This is a genomic window from Xanthomonas sp. JL1, assembly GCF_038405005.1.
In genome coordinates this window covers 1-25,886 of the sequence record NZ_JBBYGR010000068.1, presented here as the reverse complement: position 1 = coordinate 25,886, position 25,886 = coordinate 1, and the positions used below count along the sequence as shown (strand labels likewise).

The window sequence follows — 25,886 nt, the reverse complement described above, 5'->3', positions numbered from 1 at the left end:
ACGGTGCAATGCGTTTGCGCTGCCAGCCAACGCGCGTACCGGCACGCTGCGCGATCTCGAGCATGTGGTGATCCTGATGCAGGAAAACCGCTCGTTCGATCATTACTTTGGCGTGTTACGTGGCGTGCGTGGGTTCGGCGATCCGCGCGCGCTGCAGCTGCGCGACGGTCACCCGGTATGGAGTCAGCCCGCAGCCGATGGACGACGTCTGCTGCCGTTTGCGTTCGATTCGCAAACTACCTGCGCGCCCTTGATCAAAAGCCTGGATCACTCCTGGAAGGCCGGCCATGGGCAAGACCCGGCACGCTGGGCCGAATACGATGCGTGGGTGCCGTACAAGGGCGAATTGACGATGGGATATTTCCAGCGTCATGACATCCCGTACTACCACGCGCTTGCCGACGCGTTCACCATTTGCGATGGCTACTACTGCTCGCTGCACGGGCCGACCAATCCTAATCGCATGTATCTGTTCACCGGTACCAGCGGCCAGAGCATGGGCAACTTCGGTGCGCAAGCAGTGACCAACGCCGACGACAGCAACTGGACCGCCGATATGGCGCGCGACAAGCCCGGTTACGCGGCGTTGGAGTGGACCACGTACGCGCAGCATCTGCAGGCGGCCGGCGTGGACTGGCGCGTCTATCAGGAATACGACAACTTCGGCTGCAATTCGCTGGCGTATTTTTCGCACTATCGCGATCTGCACACCGACGACGAACGTTACCAGCGTGCCCGTGCATGCGTTCCCGGTTCCACTGCTGAAAATGCCGTCATCACCCAGGCCGAGCATCTGGTTGCCGCAATCGCTGCCGATGTGCAGGCCAATCGTTTGCCGCAAGTATCGTGGGTCATTCCGCCCACCGCATATTGCGAACATCCGGAAGCACCGCCTGCGTATGGCGAGTCGCTGGTGGCGCGTTTGATCGCTGCGCTCACCGCCAACCCCGAGGTGTGGGCAAAGACCGCGCTGATCATCAACTACGACGAAAACGACGGCTTCTTCGATCATGTGCCCGCGCCATTGCCGGCACTGGACGCACGCATGGGGCGCAGCAATGTCGACACGCGTGGCGAGGTCTACGACGGCTTGCCGATCGGCCTGGGCATTCGCGTGCCGATGCTGGTGATTTCACCTTGGACGCGCGGTGGCTGGGTCAACTCGCAGGTGTTCAATCACACCTCGGTGTTGCGCTTGCTGGAACGGCGCTTCGGCGTGGCCGAGCCGAACATCAGCCCATGGCGGCGTGCGGTCAGTGGCGATCTCACCAGTGTGTTCGACTTTCGCAAGCCGGACGATTCGGCATTGAGTGCGTTGCCGTCGGTCGATGACTATCGCGCACGCACAGCTGCCGTGCGCGATAAACCGCTGCCGGTTCCGCCCACCGCCGCAACGATGCCGAAACAGGAGTCAGGACAACGTCCCGCGCGCGCATTGCCATACGCATTGCAAGTGCACGCACGCGTGCACGCTGCCACCGGCCTGCAATTGCAGTTCGTCAACAGCGGCGCAGCTGCAGCGGCGTTCAACGTTTACAGCAGCGCTGCCAACGGCGGCCCGTGGTACTACACGGTGCTACCCGGCACGCAGCTGGATGATGCGCCGGTCGATGCCACGCAGAACGGTGCGTACGCCCATGCGTTTGCATGGGCCGAATGGCTTTTTGCGCGAATTCGCGGGCGAGGTGTCGCAGGCTTCCCCTCCATCGGCAGTGCCGTGGGTGGACGCGCGGCAGGATGGCGACGCCTTGGTGCTGGAGATCGGCAATGCGGGGCAGCGCGCATGCACCTTGCAGCTGCGTGCGCTGGACTACGCAGATCCAACCGCGCGCACGTTGCGGCTGGCCGCAGGTCAGCGCGAGACCATTCGCTTCGCGCTCGCCGCCAGCGACCACTGGTACGACCTTGTAGTCGAGCAACCGGGTAGCGCCTTCCGTCGCCGGCTGGCCGGGCATCTGGAAACCGGCAGGCCCGGTCGCAGCGATCCCGCGTTCTGCCGCGTCTAAGCGCGGCCCACGCCCAGCCCCGCACGCTGCAGGCCGATCAACTGGCGCGTGCTGCGCGCCGCCGTATCTGCGTGTCGAGAGCGTGCGCGCAGACCCTGCCATCAGTCATGGGTTGCGCCGCAGACACTGGCGTTACACTGTAACGAAAATGACTCTGGGGCTTTCGATGCGTCCAAACCTGTTCGCTGTTTCCATGCTGGCCACGCTGGCAGTGGCGTCATCTGCACAAGCCGGCGAGGGAATGTGGGTTCCACAACAACTGCCGGAGATTGCCGGCCCACTGCAGCAAGCCGGCCTGCGTCTGTCGCCGCAACAACTGGCCGACCTGACCGGCGATCCGATGGGCGCCGTGGTGTCGCTGGGCGGCTGCACCGCCAGTTTCGTGTCGCCGCAAGGGCTGGTGGTGACGAACCACCATTGCGCCTACGGCGCGATCCAGCTCAACTCCACTGCGCAGAAGAATTTGATACGCGACGGTTTTAGCGCCACCAGTGCCGGCGCGGAACTGAGCGCCGGACCGAACGCGCGCATCTACGTGCTGGACCGCATCACCGACGTCACCGCGCAGGCGAAGGCGGCGATCGTCGGCGCCGGCAGCGATGCGCTCAAGCGTACCCAGGCGCTGGAAACGTTCGACAAGGCACAGGTCGCGGCCTGCGAGTCCGAGACCGGTTACCGCTGCGAGCTGTATAGCTTTTCAGGCGGCAATACCTACCGCTTGTTCCGCACCCTGGAGATCCGCGACGTGCGCCTGGCCTACGCGCCGCCATCGGGGATCGGCAAATTCGGCGGCGACATCGACAATTGGATGTGGCCGCGCCACACGGGCGATTTCTCGTTCTACCGCGCCTATGTCGGCAAGGACGGCAAGCCCGCCGCCTATGCCAAGGACAACGTGCCGTACCGGCCCCAGCACTTCCTGAAATTTGCCGACCAGCCGCTGGGCGCTGGCGACTTCGTGATGGTGGCCGGCTATCCCGGCCGCACCAATCGCTACGCGCTGGCCGCCGAATTCGACAACACCGCCAACTGGGCGTATCCCACCGCCGGACGGCAGTACCGCGAGCTGATTGCGCTGGTCGAGCAGGCCGGCAAGCAGGACCCGGACATCCAGGTGAAGTACGCCGCAGCCATGGCCAGCTGGAACAACGCCGCCAAGAACTACGAAGGCCAGCTGCAGGGTTTCAAGCGCATCGACGCGGCCAGGCAGAAGCAGGCCGAAGAACGCGCGGTGCTGGCCTGGCTCAAGCGCCAGGGCCGCGACGGCCGCGCCGCGCTGCAGGCACATACGCAACTGCTGGCACTGGACGAGCAGGCCAAGGCCACCCGCGACCGCGACTTGATCCTGCGCCAGATGCGCCGTACCGGTGTGCTCGGCAGCGCGCTGTCGCTGTACCGCCTGGCAATCGAACGCGCCAAGCCTGACGCCGAGCGCGAACCAGGCTACCAAGCGCGCGACTTGCCGGAGATCGAGGGCGCGCAGAAGCAGATGGAGCGTCGTTACGTTGCCTCGATGGATGGGCAGTTGCAGCGCTACTGGTTCGATCAGTACCTGAAGCTGCCCGCCGCGCAGCGCTTGCCGGCGCTGGACCAATGGCTGGCCGGCGCCGACGCGCAGGCCGCTGCGGCGCGACTGACCGGCACCAAGCTTGGCAGCACGGAAGAACGCTTGAAGTGGCTGCATGCCGACCGCGCCGCGTTCGAGGCCAGCGACGATCCGGCGCTGCGCTATGCGGTGGCGCTGATGCCGTCGCTACTGCAGATCGAGCGCGACGAAAAGCGCCGTGAAGGCGAAGAACTGCTGGCGCGTCCGCGCTATCTGCAGGCGCTGGCGGACTACAAGAAGAGCCAGGGTGAGTTCGTCTATCCGGACGCCAATTCCTCGCTGCGCATCACCTTCGGTAACGTCAAGGGCTACACCCCCAAGGATGGTGTGGCCTACACGCCGTTCACCACCCTGGAGGGAGTGGCCGCCAAGGACACCGGCGCCGATCCGTTCGATTCGCCCAAGGCCCTGCTGGATGCGGTCAAGGCCAAGCGCTATGCCGGCCTGGAAGATAAGCGCCTGGGCACGGTGCCGGTCAACTTCCTGTCGGACCTGGACATCACCGGCGGCAACTCCGGTTCGCCAGTCATGGACGCGCAGGGCAAGCTGGTCGGCCTGGCGTTCGACGGAAATTGGGAGTCGGTGAGCAGCAACTGGGTCTTCGACCCGGCAATGACCCGCATGATCGCCGTAGATAGTCGTTATCTGCGCTGGATCATGACCGAAGTCGCCCCGGCGCCACAGCTGTTGAAGGAACTCGGCGTGCGCTGACGCGGGCGGCCGGCGGGGCGGCGTCAGGGGTATGATGCGGTCCGGTTTCGCTGCGGCGAGCCGGTCCCTCCCCCCAAGGAACTCCCAGCGCATGCGCATCCTGCTTGCTCGTCACGGCGAGACGCCGTGGAACGCCGAAGGCCGTTACCAGGGCCAGATCGATATTCCGCTGTCGCCGGTTGGCGAAGGTCAGGCGCGCGCGTTGGGCGAACGGCTACACGCGCTGCAGATCGATCGCGCAGTGGCGTCGCCGCTGTCGCGTGCGCAGGCCACTGCCAAGGCTGCGCTGGGCGCGTCGCGCGAGGCGCTGTTGCAGACCGATGCCGATCTGCAGGAAATTGCGCACGGCGAGTGGGAGGGCCTGCTGGCCAGCGAGATCAACGACAAGGATCCAGCACGTTTGCGCGCCTGGCGCGAAGAGCCCGACACCGTGCTGATGCCGGGCGGCGAATCGTTGCGTCAGGTGCTGGACCGCAGCTGGCGCGGCCTGGTGCGCGCCGCCGATGGACTGGGCGCCGACGACACCTTGCTGGTGGTCGCACACGATGCGGTCAATCGCGTGATCCTGTGCAATATCCTGGGGCTGCCGCTGTGCAAGCTGTGGAGCTTCCGCCAGGCCCCGACCACGCTCAATCTGCTCGAAGGCGATGACGTCGAGCACCTCGAAGTGGTCCGCCTCAACGACTGCGCCCACCACACACCGTTCTTTGGTGAGGCCAAGCATCGGGCGTTGTAGCCTCTGGCAACCTCAGCGCAGGTCTACCAGGACGGAGACGAGTCATCATAGGCATGTTGCGAGACACAGGACGTCTGCAGCGCGTCTGCCTCTTTCTGGCATTCTCGTTTTTTTCTGTTGGTCCACTACTCCAGGGTTCTTCCGCCGACGAATGCATTGGTCGATCTGACCTTTGTGGTCGCATGTGTTGCAGTTGCGATGTTTTTTCCTTGTTGCTCTGGGCCAATGCAACTGGCCGGCTTCAACGTCAGATCGAAGGACATGGTGTCGGCAGCGTCGTGTTCCGATGGTCGTTGCTGGGCAGCGTCGTTGCGATGCTGGGATGGGCATTGATCGTCAGACTCGGTCCCTGGGTATGGACAGAAGTCTTTGGCGATGTGTCCTCAGAAGATGTCGTGGTCCGCTCGGCGTCCGGGAGTTTGCCATGCCCGCATGCGGTAACCGTGGACCCCTGCCGCGTGGGGCCCCGCAACGGCTTTGCATGTTGGTTGGTGAAGCTCCTGATTTGGGTGGCGGACATGGACAGGCAGTGATCGAGGGAAAACGCTCCGCTGCTGGCTCCACAGTGCGCAATCTTCATCTCAATGCCACCCATCAGTGATTGGGTCGTGACCTGCCGTCCTGACGGATGGCGTGAGGTGGTCGCTCAAGCCATGGCTTGCGATTTCATCTTTGCCTCATGCGCACCAGTGCCCGTCAGCAAACCAAGAGCGGCTGGCAGGACGTAGCGAGCAGTCGTCAGTTGGGTGTGGGCGGCGCGCTCAGAACCGCAGTGGACGCGTGGTCCATCCCGATTCCGAGCACCGACCGCGCCCGCCTGACGGCTGTGCAGTAGCTTTGTTAGCCGCTCTAAGGTGCGTTGCCTCGCCAGCGCCATCTGCCCAGGCAATGCATCCAGTGTTGCGACCGTTGGTAGGCCACGCTGGCGTCACGCGCGCGATAATCTCGCTCGCACGGCATCAGGTAACCCCATGACCACCCCCACCACACTCTCCGAGTGGCTCGCCTACATCGAGCAGCAACACCCCAGCAGTATCGCGATGGGATTGGAGCGCGTGCGCGAGGTGGCTGCGCGCCTGCAGATCGCAGCGCCAGCCAAGCATGCCATCGTCGTGGGCGGGACCAATGGCAAGGGCTCGACCGTGGCCTTTATCGAGGCGATCGGGCGTGCTGCCGGCTGGAAGATCGGTGCCTACACCTCGCCGCATCTGCTGCGCTACAACGAGCGCGTGCGTATCGACGGCGAGGAGGCCAGCGACGCGCAGCTGGTCGATGCGTTTGCTGCGGTAGAGGCAGCGCGCGGCGACACCGCGCTGACCTATTTCGAATTCGGCACGTTGGCGGCCTTGTGGCTGTTCCAGAGCGCCGCGCTGGATCTGACGGTGCTGGAAATCGGCCTGGGCGGGCGCCTGGATGCGGTCAACATCGTCGATGCGGATGTGGCGGTGATCACCACCGTCGACATCGACCATACCGATTGGCTGGGCGAAGACCGCGAGGCCATCGGCACCGAGAAGGCCGGCATCATGCGCGCCTGGAAGCCGGTGGTGCTGGGCGAGATCGACCCGCCATCCAGCGTGTTGCGGCGCGCCTACCAGCTGGGTGCCAATGCGATCCGTGCCGGCAGCGATTATTTCTTCGAGCCGATTGAGGTGCAGCACCCCGAAAACCCGCAATCCGACGCGCCGCAATGGCGCTGGCGCGATGTGGCAGTGACATTGGAATTGCCGATGCCGGCATTGCACGCGCCGGTACAGCTGGCCAACGCAGCCGCTGCGATCGCCGCATTGCAGGCGTTGCCGGTGGAGGTGCCCGCTGCAGCTTGGGTGCAGGGCATCGGCAACGCGCAAGTGGCCGGGCGATTGCAGCGCCTTGCGGTCGATGGCCTTCAGGTGTTGCTGGATGTCGGCCACAACCCACAGGCCGCACGCGCGCTGGCCGCCGCGCTCGGTGCGCAGGCGCACGCCGGCAGCACCTACGCGATCTACGCTGCTCTTGCCGACAAGGATGTCGTGGGCGTGGTGGAGGCAGTCGCTGCGCAAATCGACCACTGGGCATTGGCGGGGCTGGAGGGCGCGCGTGGACAATCGGCGCAGGCGCTGCACGCACGCCTGCAAGGGACTGCCGCCGCGCAGGCGCTGTGTCACCGCGACGTTGCCAGCGCAGTGGAGGCGGTCCTGGCCACAGCCAGCCCCGGCGACCGCGTGCTGGTGTTCGGCTCGTTTCACACCGTGGCCGACGCGCTTAGCGCACTTCATTCAGCCTGTTGAGGTCGTCGAGGTGGCGCCGGCCTTATAATCGCCGCGGCACCCCGCCACGCCGCCTCTCGTCTCTTCCGTGGATACTGCTCTGAAACAGCGACTGATTGGCGCCATCGTTCTGGTGGCGCTTGCCGTGATCTTCCTGCCGATGCTGGTCAAGGGCCCCGCGCCGTCGAGCGGTGTGGCCGATGTGCCGCTCCAGGCACCTGCAGCACCTGCCAAGGGCGAGTTCGAAACCCACGAATTGCCGCTGGTCACCCCTGGCAATGCGCCGGCCGGTGGCGCGCTGGGCATGGCCGGTGCGCCGGCGTCGGTGCAGAACAACCCCGATGCCGCCGATCTGGCCGCCCCGTCCAGCACGCCTTCCGCACCGGAAGTGGCCGCCGGCAATTACGCGGTCAATTTCGGCGCCTACGCCACCAGTGCCGATGCCGATGCGGTGATTGCGCGACTCAAGCAGGCGCAGTTGCCCGGCTTCAGCGAAAAAACCCAGATCAACGGCCGCCCGGCCTGGCGCGTGCGCGTTGGGCCGTACGCCGACCAGGCCCAGGCCGAATCGGCGCGCCTGCAGGCAGTGAAAGTGCGCAGCGACGTGAACGCCCAGGTGGTGACGTTGGATGCCAACGCCGCCGCTCCGGCGCCTGTGGCCACCCCGCCCGTGCACGCACCGGCCACCAAGCCAAGCAGCAGCGTAGCCGCCGCGAGCACCACGGCACCGACCAAGACCGAAAGCCTGCCGCCGGAGCCTGCCAAGCCGATCGCCGCCGCGCCCAAGCCGGCTGAAGCGCCCAAGCCCGTGCCGGCCAAGCCTGAAGTCACCAAGCCTTCAACCGCTCCGCCTGCAGCCGCCAAGCCGGAAGTGGCTGCCAAGCCTGAGCCTGCCAAGCCGGTGGCCACCGCACCGGCAGCGCCTGCGGCCAGTGCGGTCGGTTTTGCAGTACAGCTGGGTGCGTTCGCGCGCGCCGAAGACGCCGACGCCTTGCGCGACCGTGTGCGCGCTGCCGGCTTCAGCGCCTTCGTCGAACAGGTGCGGACCGACAAGGGCGCGCTCAACCGCGTGCGTGTCGGCCCGGTCGCCAATCGCGGCGATGCCGAACAGTTGCGTGCCCAGGTGGCAGCCAAGGTCGGGATTTCCGGCATGGTGCGGCCACATCCGTAATGTCTGTACCAGCTGCAAGCACACGCGGCCACTGCGGACGTGGCAGCCGCCCGTCCACTGCGTTGCTGGCGCGCCGTCATGTGTCGGCTAACTGCCTGCACTGCGCAGCCCGCAGGCACTGGAATTGCGAACGCCTCGCACCCATGGAGGGGAGGGCAATGACTACCGAGCCAGATTGCACTAGCGGCGTACGCGCCGCGCTGAGAGCTTGCCGATGATCGACATGGTGCTGGGCGTGATCATTCTGGTGTCGGCGTTGTTGGGCTTGCTGCGCGGTTTTGTGGCCATCGTGGTCGGCACCTTGTCCTGGTTGCTGGCCGGCTGGGCCACGTTCATGTTCGGCGGCGCGGCCGCGCACTGGCTGGCCGATGGCAAGCATCCCTCTGCCACCGAATCGTTCGGCGGTTACGCGATGGTGTTCGTCGGCGTGTTGATCAGCGTTGCGGTGATCGGCATGGTGATCCGCGCGGGCGTGGAGGCGATCAAGCTCGGCGGCACCGACCGCATGCTCGGCTTCGTCCTGGGCGTGGTGCGCGGGGCGTTTCTGGCCAGCGTGCTGGTGCTGCTGATGGGCTTCACCCCACTGCCGCGCGAGGCGGCATGGCGCCAGTCGGTGCTGCTGCCCATGCTGCAGCCGGGCGCAGGCTGGATGCGGGCGCAATTGCCGGCCTGGCGGATGCCGTCGATGGAAATGCCATCAATGGAGCTCGGCGACTTGCCAACGGAGTTGGGGAAGTTGCATTCGGCAGGCGATAATACGGACCTGGGCAAGGCACTTGGCGGTTCCGGGCTGAGCGACACCATCACGCGTGCGCTCGGCAAACCCGCCAAGACGGCTCGCGACGGACGCGATTCGACCCAGGCGATGCCGGCCAACATCGATCCGGCGCAGGTTCGCGGCGGAGAAAGCGACCCGGCTCGGGTCGAGTCCCCAGGCCAGGCACGGCCACCTTCACAGTAACGGCGCAAGCCGAAGCGGAGAACGCGCACCATGTGTGGCATCGTCGGTATTGTCGGCAACCAGAACGTCGCCGGGCAGCTGTATGACGGCCTGACCGTCCTGCAGCATCGTGGGCAGGACGCCGCAGGCATCGCCACCGCAGATGGCACGCGCCTGCGGGTGCAGAAGGCCAATGGCCTGGTCCGCGACGTCTTCGACGAAAAGAAAATGGCGGTGCTGGAAGGCCGCGTCGGTATCGCGCATTGCCGTTACCCGACCGCAGGTTCGGAAGGCATGGACGAGGCGCAGCCGTTCTATGTCAACTCGCCTTATGGCATCGCGCTGGCGCACAACGGCAACCTGATCAACACCGAGGCCTTGCGCCAGCAAGTGTTCGAAGCCGACCGCCGCAACATCAATACCGATTCGGACAGCGAAGTGCTGTTGAACGTGTTCGCCTACGAGCTGGACGCGCAGCGCATGCTTACCCCCGAAGCGGCCATCCGCGCGGTGGCCGGCGTGCACCGCCGCTGCAAGGGCGGCTACGCGGTGGTCAGCGTGGTGTTGGGCCTGGGCCTGGTCGCGTTCCGCGACCCGCACGGCATCCGCCCGCTGGTGCTGGGCAAGCGCGAGCATGCCGAAGGCGCCGAATACATCGTGTCTTCCGAATCGGCAGCGCTCGACATCCTGGGGTATCAGCGCGTGCGCGACGTGCGCCCGGGCGAAGCGTTGGTGATTACGGCGCGCGGCGAGCTGTTTTCGGAAATCTGCGCTTCGCCGACCAACAACGCGCCGTGCATTTTCGAGTACGTGTATTTCGCCCGTCCCGATTCGATGATCGACAACATCTCGGTGCACAAGGCGCGCATGCGCATGGGCCTGAAGCTGGGCGAAAAGATCCTGCGCCTGCGCCCGAATCATGATATCGACACCATCATTCCGATCCCGGACACCTCGCGCGATGTGGCGCTGGAGATGTCCAACGTGCTCGGCGTGAAGTACCGCGAGGGCTTCGTCAAGAACCGTTACGTGGGCCGCACCTTCATCATGCCGGGGCAGGGCGAACGGCAGAAATCGGTACGCCGCAAGCTCAACCCGATCCACCTGGAATTCCGCAACCGTGTGGTGTTGCTGGTCGACGATTCGATCGTGCGCGGCACCACCAGCCGGCAGATCGTGCAGATGGCGCGCGACGCCGGCGCGCGCAAGGTGTACCTGGCCTCGGCTGCGCCGCCGGTGCGTTACCCCAACATCTACGGCATCGACATGCCGGCGGCCGAAGAGCTCATCGCGCATGGCCGCAGCGAGCTGGAAATCCAGGAGTTTCTGGGCTGCGACTGGCTGATCTACCAGGATCTGGAAGACCTGGAAGTGGCGGTGCGCGAAGGGAATCCGGACATCAAGCAGTTCGACTCTTCGTGCTTCAACGGCGAGTACATCACCGGCATCGAGCCGGGATATTTCGAACGCATCCAGCAGCTGCGCTCGGACGATGCCAAGAAGCGTCGTCGCGCCTGAATTACCGCGGCGACGCGGCCGATTGGTCGCGCCCGCCGGGCTGGCGCTGCCGGCTGGCTGTGCAAGGCAAAACGCGTGTAAGCGCATGCCGGTGCGCTGCGTTTCTGCAGCGGGCCATCATCTGCTGTGGCCGACATCATGAGCATCGGTCTATTCGAAAGCACCGATGTGTTCGATGCTGCTCGCCTGTGTCTTGACCAGGCCGACCCGCTGCAGAAAGTCGCGTTGACCCAACACTACGCAGCAGCCTTTCGCGCAGGCCGTCTTGCGATCAATCCGACAGCGCCTGCGCCGGATCCGATTCGCATGCCGGGCCGTCCGCCGACGCCGCCGCTGGTGCATCCGCGCGAGTTGCCACGCCGCGGATTGGGTACGCCAGAAGGGCGCGCCGCATTTATCCATGCCATTGCGCATATCGAACTCAATGCCATCGATCTGGCCTGGGATGCGGTGTATCGCTTCCGCGGTCTGCCGCAAGCGTTCTACGCCGATTGGGTGGCGGTGGCCGATGACGAATCGCGGCATTTCATGCTGTTACGCGCGCGCTTGCAGGCGCACGACCGCGACTACGGCGACTTCGCCGCACATAACGGGCTGTGGGAAATGTGCGAGACAACCGCGCACGACGGCCTGGCCCGCATGGCCCTGGTGCCGCGCGTGCTCGAAGCGCGCGGCCTGGATGTGACGCCGGCGATGATCGTCAAACTACGCTTGCTCGGCGACGCAGCCACTGCCGAGGTGCTCGAAACCATCCTGCGCGAAGAAGTGGCGCACGTCGCCGCGGGTTCGCGCTGGTACCGGTGGTATTGCGAGCAGGCCGGCGTCGAGCCACGCGCACGTTTCAAGGCGTTGCTGCGCCAATACGCTGGCGGCTATCTGCATGGGCCGTTCAATCTGCAGGCGCGCCTGCTTGCCGGTTTCGACGAAGACGAGCTGGCCGATTTGGTGGAGCAGGCTGGCTGAGCGTGGCGGCGGTGTCTGCGTAGCGAATAAGAGCGGCTCACAAAACGAAGCGAGCAGCTGTCAGGTGGGCGCGGACGGCGCGCTCAGAACCGCAGTGTACGAGTTGGTACATGCCGATTCCGAGCACCGGCCGCGCCGGCTTGGCGGTGAGCGCAGTCGTTTTATTCGCCGCTCTAAGCAGTCGTAGCTTATGTCCTGAATTTTTCTTGCGCGTTCGTGCGCTGGCGCCGTGTCACCTGAGCGCGCCTGGCGATGCTCGGCGGATGAGTTCGATCCTTCCAGGACGACCCGGCGCGAGCCGCCGGCGCCGATACGACAGGCGCCGCGGTGTCTTGCACCATAGGGAAGATTCGCGCAGCCCATCGCGTGGCGAAGGCGAACAGGTCCATGCAGAGCGATCTCCATAACGACGCGATGTCGCTGTGTTACGCATCAATGCGGCTAGCGCTTGTTCGACATGGCCCAGATAGACCGCGTTTTTTTCCGCAGGACTGTGCGATGGATCCTGCGTGATCGCTGCTGGAATCGCATCCAGGCGTCGGCAAACATCGCAGAACCGTAATTTTCTATTGCAACAACCTGCATTCGGTCCGGTGCAACGCGCCCTGATGGCGTCCCGTGGGCAGGGGGCAGGAGTTTCACATCCGTAACTTTCATGTCTTAGGAGAGAAAGACGATGAAGTCGAAGTCGATGTGCACCGCGGTGGGTCTGATCGTCATGTGCCTGGCCGGTTCGGCCGTCGCTGCCGGCAAACCGCTCTATCAAACCGGGCCTGCGCCAAGCCGCAGTGCCGCCGCCACCGACTGCTCCGGCTGCACTGTTGGTCTAACCCCAACATCAGCTACAACGGCGTGCCCATGGGCAATGCCAGCACCGCCGACAACCAACGCGCGCTGGTCAACACCAAGGCCACGATTGCCGGCTTCCGTTCAGTCTCGTGGAGTGATCCAAACCTGGCCCGGCACCGCACGTGCCGGGCGTTTTTACGCTACACCCACGCGCGTGGATCGCGCAGACTAGGCGCACCGCCGGTCACTGCCGGCCCTGTCTTGTCGAGCGGAGCCTTCATGTCCACGCCCCTGCGTTATGCGCTTGTCTGCCTGGCCGCACTGGCGGTTGCCGGATGCAAGCAGCAACCGGCCGAGCCCGTTGCCACGCAGCCCAAGCCTGCCGTTACCGCGCCTGCAGCGCCCGCCAGTGAGGACGCGCAAACCCGCGCGCTGCATGTGCTTGAAGCCCGTTTGCAGAGCGACCATGTGTACCCGGATAACTGCATCGGGATCATGGCCGAGGAAGGCGATGCGCCTTCGCCTGACGCTTTCGATTTTGCAGTGCGCGAACGCCACGGCGACGGTTGCCCCGGTGATCCGCAGACCAGCCCGGTACGCGACCGTTTCCGCGTGCAGGCCGATGGCACGTTGCTGTGGTACGACGTAGTAAATGCGGATTTCTTCGACTACGCGCAGCGTGCGCGAAGCATGCAGTGATGCTTTGTGGTCATTGATCCAGTGCAGACTGACTGCGCGCAGATGTCAGCAAGCGCCACGACAGCCGTTGCGTAGCGGCGAGGCGGTCGCGTAAGGCGCGCTTGAGATGACCCGGCGCGCGCATGTCATTCAGCGTCACGGTGTCTTGCGTTGCAGGCACAGCGTGTGGATGCGCTGCCTTACAGCGCGAACTGCTCCAGCGACACACCATCGGCATCCAAACGCAAGACCGAGCCTTGTTCGTACCAGTCGCCCAGCACGATGCGCGTGCAGGTGTTGCCGCCGGCCTGTACGGTGTGGATGGCAGGGCGATGCGTGTGGCCGTGGATTAGCCGATCCAGCCCGTAACGCACGAAGGTGGCTTCCACTTCGGCCGGCGAGACGTCGGTGACGGTTTCAACGTTCGACTGGTCGCCCTGCTTGAGTTCTGCATGGCGCGCCTGGCTGGCCGCGCGCGCCTGCTGCGCGAACGCCACGCGTGCGGCCAGCGGCTGGGCCAGGAACTGCGCCTGAAATACCGGATCGCGCGTCTGTGCGCGAAACGCCTGGTAGGCAGTGTCGTCGGTGCACAGCAGGTCGCCGTGCATCAGCAGCGTGGTGTGCCCGTATAGATCGATCACGGTGGGGTCGGGCAGGATGCGGAAGCCCGCGCGCTGTGCGTAGGTTTCGCCCACCAGGAAGTCGCGGTTGCCGGCCATGAAGAACACCGGCACGCCGGCATCGGCGACCGCATGCAGCGCCACCGCCACCGCATCGGCGGCCGTGGACGGGGTGTCGTCGCCGATCCAGGCTTCGAACAGGTCGCCCAGGATGTAGAGCGCGTCGCTGCCCCGCACCTGCGTGCGCAGGAAATCCAGAAACAACTCGGTAATCGCCGGCCGGGCCGGATCCAGATGCAGGTCGGAAATGAACAGGGTGGTCATTGCGCCATTGTACGGCGGCAGCGCGGGGCGGTCAGGGGCAAGGATGCGAGATTTGTGATTCGGGAGTGGAGAGTCGAGATTGGCGGATCACGGTTGATAAGTGATTTGGTATCAGAAGTTGGGCTTGTCGATCTGCTATTGGTGGCACGCGTCAGTCATTGGCTTCGAAGCGACTGGCGATCCGTGTCAGTTGCCCAATGCCCGACGTCTGATGCCTCTGATCAGTGGTCACGCAGGCGTGGCGCTCGTGAGCATGACTCGGCACCAGAGCGTCATGCGCAGCGGCTATCGTCAAGAGCGAAAGGCAGCTCGCAGCTCGCCCCTCTCCCTGCGGGAGAGGGTAGGAGTGAAGGTACGGGGCGAAGCCACACGCTGAAGTCGCACCGCTGCGCCATACGGTTTCATTATCAACCTCCGTGCAAGAACAATTGATCGTGCCAGACCAATCGACGGCAAGTGCATGAGGCCTCGCACCTACCCGCATCCGTCCCTGCAGGGCGCCTTCTCCCCCATCAAGTAGGACAATGTCCCGCAGGGAGAAGGGTGAGGCGAAGAAGCGCTGCTGCCTGCTTGGTTCCGTCCGGGTTGCTCGTCGGTCTCTCTTTCCGCCTGCCTGTCAGTCAGCCGCGCCTCGCCATGGCTGGCGCTTAGCCCAACACCACCGGCAGCCCCCACAGCGACAGGCTCGCCAGCAGCACACCGATCACCGTGGCGGCGAGTACGTCGCTGGGATAGTGCAGCCCCAGTACCACGCGCGAAAGCGCCACGCCGGCCGAAAACGGCACCAGCAAAGGGGCGAGCCAGGGATAATAGGCCAGTGCCACGATGCTGAAGGACACCGCATGCAACGTGTGGCCGGAGGGGAAGCTGAACTCGTCCAGCGGTGCCACCCAGGCGCGAATGCGCACGTCCGCCGCATACGGGCGCGGACGCCGGGTCCAGCGTTTGAGCGCCTTGTATAGCGTCAATGCAAGCACGCCGGTGGCGGCCATGTGCGCCGATGCACGCACGCCATGCATGCCGTCGAGCACCACCAGCAACCCCATCAAGGCGTACCAGAACACGCCGTCGCCTAGACGGCTGATGGAGGCGAAGACGCGCCGTACCGGGTTGCGTCGGCACCACAGATTGGCGCGTCGGCACCAGCGCGCTTCGTGACCGCGCAAGACCTCAAGCCGCGTTGACGACATAACGCCCCCGTGCAGCGCTGATTCCCAGCAACAAGGCTTCGAAATCGGACACCACATTGTCCGGATGCAGTTTTTTCATCGCCTGTGCCGCTGCCGTGCCCATGCGCTGGCGCAGTGCATCGTCTTCGGTGAGTGCGACGGCGGCCTGGATGAAGGCCTCGTCGGTATCTACCGCCGCGCCGGTATGGCCGTTGCGCAGATACTCGCGTGCGGCGCCGTAATCGAAAGCGACTGTCGCCACGCCGCTGGCCATCGCTTCCAGGGTCACATTGCCGAAGGTTTCGCTGCGGCTGGGGAACAGGAACAGATCACCGCTGGCGAAGTGACGCGCCAATGCATCGCCACGCTGGATGCCGCAGAAAATGAAGTCCGGATTGTCGTGGGCAATCTTCTCGCGTGCCGGGCCATCGCCCACCCACACGAAGCGCGCTTTCGGGCGAATCTGCTGCAAATTGCGAAAGGCACGCACGGCCAGCGGCAGATTCTTTTCGTTGGCGATGCGCCCGACGTAGATGGCGGCAACGCCTTCGCCCTCGATGCCCCAGTCCGCGCGCAATGCAAGATCGCGACGACCTGGATCGAATTGCTGGCTGTCCACTGCGCGCGCCAGCAATCGCACGCGCTCGAAGCCGTCTTCGCGCAGAAACTGTTGCAATTCGCGCGTGGGCACCAACGTGGCTTCGGCCTGGTTGTGGAAGCGCCGCATCCAGCGCAGCGCGGTGCCCTGCAGCCACGCGGCGCCGTAATCGGGCAGGTATTGGTCGAAGCGGGTGTGGAAGCCGGTGGCGACCGGAATGCCGAGCCGGCGTGCTGCGCGCATTGCCGACCAGCCCAGGGGGCCTTCCGTGGCCACATAGATCGCATCCGGTTGCGTGCTGCGCCAATGACGTACGAGACGGTGCGTGGCCGGCAGGCCGAATTTCAATCCCGGGTAGCGCGGCAGCGATGCACCGCGTACCAGTAGCGCATCGGTCGCTGTGGTGTCGGCGCTCTGGCGTGGACGCACGACATCCACTTGGTGTCCGCGCGCGCGCAGGCCGGTTTCCAGGCCGTGCACGGTCAACGCAACACCGTTGACCTCGGGGGGATAGGTTTCGGTAACGATCGCGTAGCGCATGCCCGTTCTCCCGTTTTGGCTAGCTTCCGGGAGGGCGATGGCATTGATGTTGCGCTAGTAAGACGTGGCAGTGACACGTGCGACGGGATTGGAGATTAGGGATTCGCAAAAGCAAGATTATTTCTTCAGCACGAATCGCGAGGACGGTGGAGTTTTGGATTCGAGCGAATCCCGATTCTCCAATCCCGCCTGAGGCCCCCGGCCTCAGGTCACAAACGGTTTGAACGCAATTCCCAGGCCGGCCATGCTGTCGACTTCGCCGATCAGGTCGGCGCGCAGCAGCGGGCGCGAGTCGATCCAGCTTTGCGACAGGATCAACGACAGCTGGGTGTCGTCGGCGGTGAGTTCCAGGGTCGGAATCGGGTCCGGATCATGCGCGCGGTGCAGCAACACCGCCAGCCGCAGCAGCGCGGCCTTGCGCCGGGTCGGCAGCAGCACGCGGTCGGGCAGGGCGTCGAAGGCGGTCTTGGGCACATTGCGCCGATGCGTGCGCACCAGCGCGGCCAGTACCTGCTGTTCCTGCCGTGAAAACCCCGCGATATCCGAGTGCTCGAGGATATAGCTGCCGTGCACGTGGTACTGGCTGTGCGCAATGATCAGCCCCAGCTCGTGCAGGCGTGCGGCGCGGCGCAGCACTTGCGCATCGTCGCCATCCAGTTGCCAGGATTCGCAGACTTGGTCGAACAAGCGGCAGGCGGTGGCTTCCACGCGTGCTGCCTGTACTTCGTCGATCCCGTAGCGCTGCACCAGCGAGGCCACCGAGCTGTCGCGCGGATCGTTTTCGCCGCCGCGGCCAAGCATGTCGTACAGGATGCCTTCGCGCATCGCCGCCTTGCTGACCATCAGTTTCTCCAGACCCAGCGCCTGGAACGCAGCTTCCAGCACCAAGATGCCACCGGCGATGATTGGCCGCCGTTCGGCCGCCAGGCCGGCCAGCTGGATGTCTTCGATGCGTTTGGCCTTGAGCAACTCATCGCGCAGCGCCGGCAGCGCCTGCGCCGTGATCGCGCCCTTGGTCAGCTTCATTGCCGCGCACATCTCGCCGATGGCCTTGTGCGTGCCGGACGAGCCGATCGCCTCGTGCCAGCCCAGCGCCTTGTACTGGCCGGCGAACTGCTGAAACTCGGCGCCGATCTCGGTCAGCGCATCCTTCCATTTTTTCTTCGACAATTTACCGCCGGGAAAAAACCGCCGCGTGCTGGCAATGCAGCCGGCCTGCAGACTTTCGCGTTCCAGCGTCTGAAACCCGCGACCGATGATGAACTCGGTCGAGCCGCCACCGATGTCGATCACCAACCGGCGTTGGTCGGGCTTGGGCGGCTGCGCATGCGCCACGCCGAGATAGATCAGGCGCGCTTCCTCACGCCCGCTGACCACCTCGATCGCATGACCCAGCGCGGTTTCGGCCGGCATCAGAAACGCTTGCGGCGAACGCAGCTGACGCACCGTGTTGGTTGCCAACGCGCGCACGCGCAGCGAAGGCACGTCACGAATGCGCTGGCCGAACCGCGCCAGGCATTCGAGCGCGCGCTGCCGTGCTTCATTGGAGAGCCCACCTTTGCCATCCAGGCCATCGGCCATGCGCACGGTTTCGCGCAGGCGATCGACGACGCGCAGCTGACCCATCAGGCAGCGCGCAATGACCATGTGGAAACTGTTGGAGCCTAGGTCGATGGCGGCAAGAAAATCGCCATCGCGCAGGGGCGGAATCGTGGGGGAGGGCATTGGCATGGCCGCATGGTAGCCGATGGTCCGTTGGCCCCGTGAGAGGCCCTGCGTGGGCCTCTCAGCGTCAGGGTGCGGTCGGTGCTCGGAATCGCTGGGTGCCACCTGCAGGCTGCAGGTGCGAGCATGACGCCCGCCTTTGCGAACGGCTTCCCACAGTGCCTGCTGCAGCGTTACTCAGATCCGATCGAGCAAGGTCATCTGCGCCGAATGCGGTGGCTCGCCCGGGGCAGGCGTGCGCTTGTGGTACACGCCCTCTGCGTCCAGTTCCCAGGCGCTGACGTTGTCGTCCAGATAGTTCTGCAGCACTTCGCGGTAGACGCGCTTGGCAAGGTCCGGTTCCAGGATCGGGAAGCAGGTCTCCACCCGCCGCAGCAGGTTGCGTTCCAGCCAGTCGGCGCTGGCGCAATACAACTCGGCGGCGCCGTCGTTGCCGAACCAGTACACGCGGCTGTGTTCCAGAAAGCGCCCCACGATCGAGCGCACGCGGATGTTGTCCGACACGCCCGGCACGCCGGGGCGCAGCGTGCAGGCCCCGCGCACGATCAGATCGATCTGCACGCCGGCCTGCGATGCCGTGTACAACGCACGCACCACCTGCGGTTCGTTGAGGGCATTCATCTTGGCGATGATGCGGCCCGGGCGACCCTTGCGGGCCAGCCGCGTTTCGCGATCGATCCGCTTCAGCACACCGGCATGCAGCGTAAACGGCGACTGCAGCAACTGCTCCAGCTTCATGCGCGGCGCAAGCCCGGACAACTGCTGAAACAGCATGTGCACGTCATTGCCGATCTCGGCATCGGCGGTGATCAGGCTGATGTCGGTATACAGGCGCGCGGTGCCGCTGTGGTAATTGCCGGTGCCCAGGTGCACGTAGCGTTTGAGCTTGCGACCCTCGCGTCGCACGATCAGCAGCATCTTGGCGTGGGTCTTGAAGCCGACCACGCCGTAGACCACCTGCACGCCGGCTTCCTGCAGCTTGTCGGCCAGGCCCAGGTTGGCTTCTTCGTCGAAGCGCGCACGCAACTCCACCACCACGGTGACGTCCTTGCCGTTGCGTGCGGCCAGAATCAGTGCATCGACAATCAGCGAATCCTTTCCGGTGCGATACAGCGTCTGCTTGATCGCCAGCACGTTCGGGTCGACCGCAGCTTGGCGGATGACATCCAGCACCGCTGTGAAGGCATCGAAGGGGTGATGCAGCAATACATCGTTTTTTTTGACGATCTCGAAAATGCCCTCGGTGTCGCGCAAGGTGCGCGGATTGAACGAGTGGTACTTGAGCTCGGGGCGCTGCACCAGGTCATAGACCTGCGTGACGCGGCTCAGGTTGACCGGCCCGATGATGCGGTACACCGCGTTCTCGTTCAGTCCGAAATTTTGCAGCAAGGTGCGCAGGATGGGCGCCGGGCAGTCGTGCGCGATCTCCAGCCGCACCGCCGGCCGGTAGCCGCGCGTGACCAACTCGTCGCGCAAGGCCAGCGCCAGGTTTTCGACTTCTTCCTCGTCCACCACCAGTTCGGAATTGCGGGTGACACGGAACTGATACGAGCCCATGACCTGCATGCCCGGGAACAGTTCGTCGACGAATTCGGACAACACCGACGACAGGAACACGAAACTCTGCGCGCCCTCCGGCGACAGGCTGGCCGGCAGCTGGATGATGCGCGGCAGCGAACGCGGTGCGCGCACGATGGCCAGATGCCCGGCGCGGCCGAACGCGTCCTGGCCTTCCAGCACCACCACGATGTTCAAGGTCTTGTTGAGGATCTTCGGGAACGGGTGCGCCGGGTCCAGCCCCAGTGGCGACAGCACCGGCATGATCTCGTTGCGGAAGTAGGCACGCAGCCAGCGTTTCTGGCGCGAGGTCCATGCCGAGGGGCTGAGCACGGCAACGCCGGCGTCTTCCATCGCCGGGCGCAGCACTTCATTCCAGGCGTGGTATTGCTGCTCGACCAACTTGGCGGCGCGATCGTGCACTGCGTTGAGGATGGCGGTTGGGCTCAGCCCGTCCGGTGCCGGCGGCAGCCCGAACTCCTGCGCATGCCGCACGGTGGCCGCGCGGATCTCGAAAAACTCGTCCAGATTGGTACACGAGATGCACAGGAAGCGCAGCCGCTCCAGCAATGGCACCTGCTCATCGAGCGCCTGCGCCAGCACCCGGAAGTTGAAGTCCAGCTGCGACAACTCGCGGTTGATGTACAGCGCCGTATCACGCAACGGATCGGTGGCGATGTCGTCGCCGGGTGTGATGTCGTGCAGTTCTTTGGCGTGGCCCATGGAATCGATCATCAAGACGGAGTATGTGCGTGGTTACCGCGCAACTGCAGCGCAGGCGATGCGGCGCGCGCGGGACGCGACCATTGCGTCGCGCTGGACGCGTACTGACTACATATTACGCCGAGTGTGACAGTGGCACCGATGGCTCGCGCTGCACGACGCGCGCAGCGACGAAATGGCACGAAAATTCGCTGCCGCGTCCCACTTCGCTTTCGATGTCCAGGCGCGCTTGATGCAGCCCCAGGATGTGCTTGACGATCGACAGACCGAGCCCGGTGCCGCCGCTCTCGCGCGAACGGCTGCTGGACACGCGATAGAAACGTTCTGTGATGCGCGGCAGATGCGAGGCCGGAATACCGTAGCCGGTGTCGCGCACGGCCAGCGCGGCACCATCGCCTTCGCGCACAAAGCGGATCGTCACCGTGCCGCCGCCGGGCGTGTAGCGCACCGCGTTGGTGACCAAGTTGGAAAACGCGCTATGCAGTTCCTTGTTGGAGCCGAGCAGATCCACGCCGGCCTCGTCGATCACCTCCACGGTGTGGCGGCCCTGGCTGTGCGCCTCGGCCTCGCGGCGCAGGGTCGACAGCATCGGCGCCATCGCCACATGCTCTTCGCCGAGTTCTTCCTGCGATTCCAGCCGCGACAGCGTCAACAGATCTTCGACCAGCTGCGCCATGCGCTGCGACTGCTTACGCATCTCCGCCAGCATCGGGCCCGACTCCGGAAAGTCTTCCGGGTCGAGCATGTCCAGATAGCCATGCACCACCGTCAGCGGGGTACGCAGTTCATGCGAGACGTTGGCGACGAAATCGCGGCGCACCTGCTCCAGCCGCAGCAACTTGCTGACATCGCGTGCCACCAGCAACAAGTAGTCGTCGGAATACGGAATCAGGCGCAGATTCAGGCGCAGATCCGGGTCCGCCGGCGAGGCGGCATCCAGCATCGGTTCGGCGTTGCGCCCGGCTGCCAGCCAATGCGCCAGCGGCAACGGCTGCAGCCGCTCCACCACCGATACGCCCATGTCGCCGGGATGGTGCAAGCCGAGCAAACCGCCCGCCGCCTTGTTGAACCACTGCACGCGCTGGCTGTTGCGATCCACCACCACTACCGCATCCGGCAGCGCCTGCGCCGCGGCGCGGTAGGTGCGCAACATTTCGATCAGGCGCCGCTTGCGCCCGCGCATTTCGGCCTGGCTGCGATACAGCAGACGGTCCAGTTCGTTCCAGGCGCCGATACCGGCGGCTGGCTCGGCCCGTTGACGCGCGGTGAGCCGCCGCAGCACCTGGCGCAGCCGCCAGTAGTGCCAGGCCAGCACGCCCAGCGCGGTGAGCGTCAGCGCCATCCACACATGCCCGATCAGCACGCCAGCGAAGACGGCAGCGCCCAACAACAGCGCAAGGGTGCCAAGCGTCTTGAGCCAGGCGGAACGGATGTGTTGAGGCATGGAAGGCGTTAGCACGAAGCGTCAGGTAGGCAGCCACCCGGCCAGAACGCGGCCGGGGGGCTTTACGGCACGTCAGGTCGCCGAAGAAAAACGATAGCCCGAGCCACGCACGGTCTGCACCATGTTTTCCAGGCCGAATGGTTCCAGCGTCTTGCGCAGGCGGCGGATATGCACGTCGATGGTGCGCTCTTCCACATACACGCTGCCGCCCCAGACATGGTCCAGCAGCTGGGTGCGCGTATACACGCGCTCCGGGTGGGTCATGAAGAAATGCAGCAGGCGATATTCGGTCGGGCCGATCGGCACAGGCGCATCGCCGGCGAACACGCGGTGCGCGGCGCCATCGATGCGCAGGCGTCCCACCGCCACGCTGCCGTCTTCGTCGTCTTCGCGGGTGCGCCGCATCACCGCGCGGATGCGTGCCAGCAGCTCGCGTGCCGAGAACGGCTTGACCACGTAATCGTCGACGCCGGCTTCCAGGCCGCCGACGCGGTCGTTTTCCTCACCGCGCGCGGTCAGCATGATGATCGGAATATCGCGGGTCAGCTGCTCCTTGCGCCAGCGCCGCGCCAGGTCCAGCCCGCTGGTGCCCGGCAACATCCAGTCCAGCAGGATCAGATCCGGCACGCGGTCGGCGATGGCGGTCTGCGCCTCGCGGGCATCGCCTGCATGGATGGGCTCGAACTCGCCTTTGCGTAGCGCGAACGCCACCATGTCGCGGATCGCGGGTTCGTCATCGACGATCAGAATGCGTTTCTGCACGCGGGGCTTACCGTCTGGTTTTGGTGATCGTCAGTAGACTACGGTTTTGTGACTCTAATGTGACGTCGCTCGCGCCGCTTATGCGATGGCGATGGGGATGGCCTGGCGAAGCGGGCTCGGCAGTTCCATTGCCGGCAGATGGTCGCTCGGCCGCCCACAGCCGGCAACGCGCATCAGCGATCAGCGGGTGGATAAATCCGGGTCGCGAATGCCTTGGCGCCGCAGCTCTAGCACGGTCGGCGTGATGGCGGCGATGCGCGCATCCACGCGCGCCCGTGTCACATAGTCGAGATCTTTCTTTTTCAGCGCTTCCAGCTGGATCAGTGCCTGTTCGGCGCGACCGTTCAAGAACGCCGCTTCCGCATACGCTTCGCTGGCGCGCAGTTGGTCGCCGGAGAGCTCGCAGGCACGGGCGTAGCTCTGTTGCAGCAGCGGGTCGTCGCTGCTCCGGTGCACCAACGGCTCCAGCACCTGGCGCGCGCGCTGGCCGGACTCCTTGCTGGCCTGCTCGTTGAGTGCGCTGGCATAAGTCAGCGCCACCGCACGGTTGTTCGGCAATTGCTTGAGCAACGCATCGAAGCGTGCATTGGCCGCCTCGCGTTGGCCCACGCGCGCCTGCGCCTGACTCAGGCCCAGCGCCAGCCACAGATTATCCGGATGAGCCTCAAGCAGGCTGCTCAGCTCGGCCACCGGCTCGCTTGGCCGCCCGCCGCTGTTGCGCAGCTTTGCCAGCGCCAGGCCATAACGTTGCGCATCGCTCAAGCCTTGCTTTGCGCTGCGGCGCAGGTTTTCGTATTCGCGAATGGCTGCATCCGGCGTGGCTGCGCTGAGCACGCGCAGGCGTTCTTTCGCCCAATCGAAGCCCTGCTGGTCGGCGCCGCGGCTGAGCGCGTCCACCGGCAGTCGCAGCGCGTAGGGCAGCAGCGCGTTGCCGTTGTGGCTGAGCGGCTCCGACAGCGACGGGTCGGCCGGGTCCACGCGTTCCTGGCGGCTTCCACCCGGCACCGAGGTGGTCAGCACCACGGTGTTCTTTTTCATCTGCTCGGCGCGCGCCTTGGCTTCGCTGATGCGGGTGACGGTCACCGGGTGGGTCTGCAGGAAATCCGGCGCGCTGTAGCCACCCTCATTGGCCCGCATCGCCACCGACATGCGCTCGAAGAACCCGGCCATCGCATCGACGTCGTAACCGCTGCGCGCCAGCGTGCGGATGCCCAGCCGGTCGGCTTCGGATTCGTTGGAACGGGTGTAGTCGATCTGCCGCTGCTGCATCAGCCCCATCGCGCTGGTGATGGTGGCCATGGTGGCGTCGCCCTTGGAGTTGCCACCGGCCTGCTGCGCCGCCACCACCGCCGCCAGCATGCCGAGCAGGATCGGGATCTGGTCGCGCTGCGCGCGCTCCACTGCACGCAGCACGTGCTGCTGGGTGACGTGGGCGATTTCATGCGACAGCACCGCCGCCACTTCGTCCTCGCGCTCGGCGGTCAACACCAGCCCGGCATTGACCGCGACATAGCCGCCGAGCGTGGCGAACGCATTGATCTGGCGATCGCGCAGCATGAAAAACGTAAACGGCTGCTGCGGCTGGTCGCTGTTGGCGCCCAGCCGGGTGCCCATGGTCTGCAGCCAGTCGGTGATCAGCGGGTCGTCCAGCACGTAGTCGTAGTTGCGCAACTCGGCCAGCATCATCTTGCCGTACTCGGCCTGACGCGCCGGGGTCAGCAACTCGCCGGCCGACGAGCCGATGTCGGGCAGGCGGTTTTCCTGCGCAGGTGTCACACCCATGGCAACAGCCAGCGTGAGGGCAGTGGCGAGCGGTAGCAGGCGCAAGTGGAACTCCCAGGTAGTTCGCGGAGCATGCGGGCAGCACGGCGCGACGGCGTGAATCATCGGTTAACCCGCAGTGTTGCGGTGAGGACATGGAAATTCCAGTCGCCCGGTACCATGTGTCAGACCCCATACCAACCACGGAGTTTCCCGTGAGCCAAGACCATACCGATCAGGGCGCGGCCTCCGGTCCGCAGATCACCCTGTATTCCTCGGCCATTTGCCCGTATTGCGTGGCAGCCAAGAACTTCCTCAAGAGCAAGGGCAAGACCTGGACCGAGGTGCGGATCGATCTGGATCCGGCCGAGCGCGACAAGATGGTCGCCCTGGCCAAGCGCACCAGCGTGCCGCAGATCTTCGTCGGCGACGTCCATGTGGGCGGCTACGACGACATGATGGCCATGCACCGGGCCGGCAAGCTCGAGCAGTTGTTGGCCGGCAGCGCGGGCGGTCAGGCATGAGTGGTTCCGACGAAGGCAGCGCCGACCGCCTGCGCGAATTCACCGAATTCCGTCAGCGCATGAATCAGCGCATCCTGGCCGAGCCGAACCAAGTGGTGCGGCGCTTCTTTGCGCTGGACACCCAGACCTATCAAGCCGGCACCCTGGACGTGAAGACCAAGGAGCTGCTCGGCCTGGTCGCCTCGATGGTGCTGCGCTGCGACGACTGCATCAGCTATCACGTGGCCCAGTGCAAGGAAGCCGGCGTGAGCCGCGAAGAGTTCTTCGAAACCTTTTCGGTCGGCCTGGTGGTCGGCGGCTCCATCGTGATCCCGCACTTGCGTCGCGCAGTGGATTTCCTCGACCAGCTCGAAAGCGGCGCGCAGGCGCCGGCCCCGCACGCGCACGACTGAGTGTGTAGCCGAGGCCTGGGGGTGGGTATTCGGGATTTGTAAGAGCCGGCAGGACGCGCGCGCCGACCATCGAGACGGCGCGTTGCGCTTGGGCGCTTGCTGCCCTTAGAACTTGTTCACGATCTTATTCAAACCATGCAAACTCCACGAATGCGCGAGAAGAACTATCCAAGTGACGTGAGCCGTGAGCGGTTCGAGCAAATCCGCCCGATTCTGGAGCAAGCCCGCAAGCGCACCAAGCCTGTGACAGTGGATATGTATGAGGTGTGGTGCGCAGTGCTGTATCTGCTACGGACAGGTTGCCCGTGGCGTGCGTTGCCCAGTGATTTTCCGAAGTGGCGCACGGTGCATTCCTACTTTGCCAAGTGGAGCGAAGTGGA

Annotated in this window: 19 protein-coding genes, 2 other RNA genes and 2 pseudogenes; 13 read left to right on the top strand and 10 right to left on the bottom strand. The window is 65.0% G+C overall.

Features of this window, described 5'->3' with window-relative positions; genetic code table 11:
• Positions 1–16: 16 nt before the first annotated feature.
• The 3 genes and pseudogenes from WJW29_RS15650 to WJW29_RS15640 all read left to right on the top strand — a co-directional run.
• Positions 17–2,006: pseudogene (locus tag WJW29_RS15650) on the top strand (phospholipase C, phosphocholine-specific); the annotation flags it as partial.
• Between the two features lie 241 nt (positions 2,007–2,247).
• Positions 2,248–4,323: a S46 family peptidase gene (locus WJW29_RS15645; RefSeq protein ID WP_027703644.1), complete on the top strand. Its 2,076-nt coding sequence runs from the start codon at positions 2,248–2,250 to the stop codon at positions 4,321–4,323.
• Between the two features lie 91 nt (positions 4,324–4,414).
• Positions 4,415–5,059, top strand: a complete 645-nt coding sequence (locus WJW29_RS15640; protein ID WP_041182256.1) for a histidine phosphatase family protein — start codon at positions 4,415–4,417, stop codon at positions 5,057–5,059.
• A 712-nt stretch (positions 5,060–5,771) separates the two neighbouring features.
• Here the strand turns inward: WJW29_RS15640 and WJW29_RS15635 are convergent.
• Positions 5,772–5,848, bottom strand: a non-coding RNA gene (locus WJW29_RS15635) — sX9 sRNA.
• Between the two features lie 182 nt (positions 5,849–6,030).
• Between WJW29_RS15635 and folC the strand changes: the two genes are divergently transcribed.
• The 5 genes from folC to WJW29_RS15610 all read left to right on the top strand — a co-directional run bounded on the left by folC (position 6,031) and on the right by WJW29_RS15610 (position 11,900).
• On the top strand, positions 6,031–7,329 hold the full coding sequence (gene folC / locus WJW29_RS15630) for a bifunctional tetrahydrofolate synthase/dihydrofolate synthase (RefSeq protein WP_011409300.1): 1,299 nt from the start codon (positions 6,031–6,033) through the stop codon (positions 7,327–7,329).
• Positions 7,330–7,396: 67 nt separating this feature from the next.
• Positions 7,397–8,479 (top strand): SPOR domain-containing protein, encoded by a 1,083-nt coding sequence (locus WJW29_RS15625; RefSeq protein WP_011260113.1) that lies wholly within the window; start codon positions 7,397–7,399, stop codon positions 8,477–8,479.
• Between the two features lie 214 nt (positions 8,480–8,693).
• Positions 8,694–9,440, top strand: a complete 747-nt coding sequence (locus WJW29_RS15620; RefSeq protein ID WP_011409299.1) for a CvpA family protein — start codon at positions 8,694–8,696, stop codon at positions 9,438–9,440.
• Between the two features lie 30 nt (positions 9,441–9,470).
• The gene (gene purF / locus WJW29_RS15615) at positions 9,471–10,937 is read left to right on the top strand and encodes an amidophosphoribosyltransferase (protein ID WP_011260111.1); all 1,467 of its coding nucleotides are present in this window, start codon (positions 9,471–9,473) and stop codon (positions 10,935–10,937) included.
• 138 nt (positions 10,938–11,075) lie between these two features.
• Entirely contained in the window at positions 11,076–11,900 is an 825-nt protein-coding gene (locus tag WJW29_RS15610; RefSeq protein ID WP_011409297.1) for a ferritin-like domain-containing protein, read from the top strand.
• 34 nt (positions 11,901–11,934) lie between these two features.
• Here the strand turns inward: WJW29_RS15610 and WJW29_RS15605 are convergent.
• A non-coding RNA gene (locus WJW29_RS15605) (sX9 sRNA) lies at positions 11,935–12,012 on the bottom strand.
• Positions 12,013–12,576: 564 nt separating this feature from the next.
• Between WJW29_RS15605 and WJW29_RS15600 the strand changes: the two are divergent.
• Together WJW29_RS15600 and WJW29_RS15595 are read left to right on the top strand one after the other, a co-directional pair.
• Positions 12,577–12,702: pseudogene (locus WJW29_RS15600) on the top strand (peptidyl-Asp metalloendopeptidase); the annotation flags it as partial.
• A 266-nt stretch (positions 12,703–12,968) separates the two neighbouring features.
• On the top strand, positions 12,969–13,388 hold the full coding sequence (locus tag WJW29_RS15595) for a hypothetical protein (RefSeq protein ID WP_011260109.1): 420 nt from the start codon (positions 12,969–12,971) through the stop codon (positions 13,386–13,388).
• A gap of 179 nt (positions 13,389–13,567) precedes the next feature.
• On the opposite strand, the gene lpxH is transcribed toward WJW29_RS15595, so the two are convergent.
• The 8 genes from lpxH to WJW29_RS15555 all read right to left on the bottom strand — a co-directional run bounded on the left by lpxH (position 13,568) and on the right by WJW29_RS15555 (position 24,716).
• Entirely contained in the window at positions 13,568–14,311 is a 744-nt protein-coding gene (gene lpxH, locus WJW29_RS15590) for a UDP-2,3-diacylglucosamine diphosphatase (protein WP_011260108.1), read from the bottom strand.
• Between the two features lie 647 nt (positions 14,312–14,958).
• Entirely contained in the window at positions 14,959–15,501 is a 543-nt protein-coding gene (locus tag WJW29_RS15585) for a phosphatase PAP2 family protein (RefSeq protein ID WP_011260107.1), read from the bottom strand.
• Positions 15,482–16,618 (bottom strand): glycosyltransferase family 1 protein, encoded by a 1,137-nt coding sequence (locus WJW29_RS15580; protein ID WP_011260106.1) that lies wholly within the window; start codon positions 16,616–16,618, stop codon positions 15,482–15,484. The genes WJW29_RS15585 and WJW29_RS15580 overlap by 20 nt, the downstream gene beginning before the upstream one ends.
• Before the next feature lie 204 nt (positions 16,619–16,822).
• Entirely contained in the window at positions 16,823–18,343 is a 1,521-nt protein-coding gene (gene ppx / locus WJW29_RS15575; RefSeq protein WP_012445948.1) for an exopolyphosphatase, read from the bottom strand.
• A 177-nt stretch (positions 18,344–18,520) separates the two neighbouring features.
• Entirely contained in the window at positions 18,521–20,623 is a 2,103-nt protein-coding gene (gene ppk1 / locus WJW29_RS15570; protein WP_011260104.1) for a polyphosphate kinase 1, read from the bottom strand.
• 115 nt (positions 20,624–20,738) lie between these two features.
• Positions 20,739–22,067, bottom strand: coding sequence for a phosphate regulon sensor histidine kinase PhoR (gene phoR, locus WJW29_RS15565; protein WP_012445946.1), 1,329 nt, complete (start codon positions 22,065–22,067; stop codon positions 20,739–20,741).
• Positions 22,068–22,139: 72 nt separating this feature from the next.
• A complete protein-coding gene (gene phoB / locus WJW29_RS15560) occupies positions 22,140–22,829 on the bottom strand; it encodes a phosphate regulon transcriptional regulator PhoB (protein WP_011260102.1) in 690 nt (229 codons plus the stop codon).
• 180 nt (positions 22,830–23,009) lie between these two features.
• Positions 23,010–24,716, bottom strand: coding sequence for a M48 family metalloprotease (locus WJW29_RS15555; RefSeq protein ID WP_027703647.1), 1,707 nt, complete (start codon positions 24,714–24,716; stop codon positions 23,010–23,012).
• A gap of 89 nt (positions 24,717–24,805) precedes the next feature.
• Between WJW29_RS15555 and grxC the strand changes: the two genes are divergently transcribed.
• The 3 genes from grxC to WJW29_RS15540 form a co-directional block, all read left to right on the top strand.
• A complete protein-coding gene (grxC, locus tag WJW29_RS15550; RefSeq protein WP_012445944.1) occupies positions 24,806–25,114 on the top strand; it encodes a glutaredoxin 3 in 309 nt (102 codons plus the stop codon).
• A complete protein-coding gene (locus WJW29_RS15545; RefSeq protein WP_011260099.1) occupies positions 25,111–25,506 on the top strand; it encodes a carboxymuconolactone decarboxylase family protein in 396 nt (131 codons plus the stop codon). The genes grxC and WJW29_RS15545 overlap by 4 nt, the downstream gene beginning before the upstream one ends.
• A gap of 150 nt (positions 25,507–25,656) precedes the next feature.
• Positions 25,657–25,886, top strand: a 230-nt coding sequence (locus WJW29_RS15540) for a transposase (protein WP_146033557.1), incomplete at its 3' end; no start/stop codon positions are given.

Excerpts from the sequence above, each read along its gene's own strand:
- WJW29_RS15645 (WP_027703644.1), top strand. The coding sequence starts at position 2,248 with ATGTGGGTTCCACAACAACTGCCGGAGATTGCCGGCCCACTGCAGCAA.
- WJW29_RS15640 (WP_041182256.1), top strand. The coding sequence starts at position 4,415 with ATGCGCATCCTGCTTGCTCGTCACGGCGAGACGCCGTGGAACGCCGAA.
- folC (WP_011409300.1), top strand. The coding sequence starts at position 6,031 with ATGACCACCCCCACCACACTCTCCGAGTGGCTCGCCTACATCGAGCAG.
- WJW29_RS15620 (WP_011409299.1), top strand. The coding sequence starts at position 8,694 with ATGATCGACATGGTGCTGGGCGTGATCATTCTGGTGTCGGCGTTGTTG.
- purF (WP_011260111.1), top strand. The coding sequence starts at position 9,471 with ATGTGTGGCATCGTCGGTATTGTCGGCAACCAGAACGTCGCCGGGCAG.
- WJW29_RS15610 (WP_011409297.1), top strand. The coding sequence starts at position 11,076 with ATGAGCATCGGTCTATTCGAAAGCACCGATGTGTTCGATGCTGCTCGC.
- WJW29_RS15595 (WP_011260109.1), top strand. The coding sequence starts at position 12,969 with ATGTCCACGCCCCTGCGTTATGCGCTTGTCTGCCTGGCCGCACTGGCG.
- lpxH (WP_011260108.1), bottom strand. The coding sequence starts at position 14,311 with ATGACCACCCTGTTCATTTCCGACCTGCATCTGGATCCGGCCCGGCCG.
- WJW29_RS15585 (WP_011260107.1), bottom strand. The coding sequence starts at position 15,501 with ATGTCGTCAACGCGGCTTGAGGTCTTGCGCGGTCACGAAGCGCGCTGG.
- WJW29_RS15580 (WP_011260106.1), bottom strand. The coding sequence starts at position 16,618 with ATGCGCTACGCGATCGTTACCGAAACCTATCCCCCCGAGGTCAACGGT.
- ppx (WP_012445948.1), bottom strand. The coding sequence starts at position 18,343 with ATGCCCTCCCCCACGATTCCGCCCCTGCGCGATGGCGATTTTCTTGCC.
- ppk1 (WP_011260104.1), bottom strand. The coding sequence starts at position 20,623 with ATGGGCCACGCCAAAGAACTGCACGACATCACACCCGGCGACGACATC.
- phoR (WP_012445946.1), bottom strand. The coding sequence starts at position 22,067 with ATGCCTCAACACATCCGTTCCGCCTGGCTCAAGACGCTTGGCACCCTT.
- WJW29_RS15555 (WP_027703647.1), bottom strand. The coding sequence starts at position 24,716 with ATGATTCACGCCGTCGCGCCGTGCTGCCCGCATGCTCCGCGAACTACC.
- WJW29_RS15545 (WP_011260099.1), top strand. The coding sequence starts at position 25,111 with ATGAGTGGTTCCGACGAAGGCAGCGCCGACCGCCTGCGCGAATTCACC.